This is a genomic window from Buttiauxella sp. JUb87, from assembly GCF_004361975.1.
GTDB lineage: Bacteria > Pseudomonadota > Gammaproteobacteria > Enterobacterales > Enterobacteriaceae > Buttiauxella > Buttiauxella ferragutiae.
Map to the genome: position 1 here is coordinate 1412 of NZ_SNVY01000023.1, position 1212 is coordinate 2623.

Genomic DNA, 1212 nt, shown 5'->3' on the forward strand with positions numbered 1-1212 from the left:
GCGATTGTGGAGCTGAAGGCAGTCGAAGATACCAGCTGGCTGCAACTGTTTATTAAAAACACAGCACTGTGCAAACACGAAAGTGGACGTATACGGTGTGACGCCTGCCCGGTGCCGGAAGGTTAATTGATGGGGTTAAGCGCAAGCTGAAGCTCTTGATCGAAGCCCCGGTAAACGGCGGCCGTAACTATAACGGTCCTAAGGTAGCGAAATTCCTTGTCGGGTAAGTTCCGACCTGCACGAATGGCGTAATGATGGCCAGGCTGTCTCCACCCGAGACTCAGTGAAATTGAAATCGCTGTGAAGATGCAGTGTACCCGCGGCAAGACGGAAAGACCCCGTGAACCTTTACTATAGCTTGACACTGAACACTGGTCCTTGATGTGTAGGATAGGTGGGAGGCTTTGAAGCGAGGACGCCAGTTCTTGTGGAGCCAACCTTGAAATACCACCCTTTAATGGCTGGTGTTCTAACGTAGACCCGTAATCCGGGTTGCGGACAGTGTCTGGTGGGTAGTTTGACTGGGGCGGTCTCCTCCTAAAGCGTAACGGAGGAGCACGAAGGTTAGCTAATCACGGTCGGACATCGTGAGGTTAGTGCAAAGGCATAAGCTAGCTTGACTGCGAGAGTGACGGCTCGAGCAGGTGCGAAAGCAGGTCTTAGTGATCCGGTGGTTCTGAATGGAAGGGCCATCGCTCAACGGATAAAAGGTACTCCGGGGATAACAGGCTGATACCGCCCAAGAGTTCATATCGACGGCGGTGTTTGGCACCTCGATGTCGGCTCATCACATCCTGGGGCTGAAGTAGGTCCCAAGGGTATGGCTGTTCGCCATTTAAAGTGGTACGCGAGCTGGGTTTAGAACGTCGTGAGACAGTTCGGTCCCTATCTGCCGTGGGCGCTGGAGAATTGAGGGGGGCTGCTCCTAGTACGAGAGGACCGGAGTGGACGCATCACTGGTGTTCGGGTTGTCATGCCAATGGCATTGCCCGGTAGCTAAATGCGGAAAAGATAAGCGCTGAAAGCATCTAAGCGCGAAACTTGCCCCGAGATGAGTTCTCCCTGACCCTTTAAGGGTCCTGAAGGAACGTTGAAGACTACGACGTTGATAGGCTGGGTGTGTAAGCGTAGCGATACGTTGAGCTAACCAGTACTAATGATCCGTGAGGCTTAACCTTACAACACCGAAGGTGTTTTGGTTGAGAGACTAAG

General features: G+C 52.8%; 1 rRNA gene (running past one end of the window). It reads left to right on the forward strand.

The annotated features are described in order from the left end of the window. Positions 1-1178: ribosomal RNA gene (locus tag EC843_RS24415) — 23S ribosomal RNA — on the forward strand; it begins 1263 nt to the left of the window's first position. Positions 1179-1212: the final 34 nt, after the last annotated feature.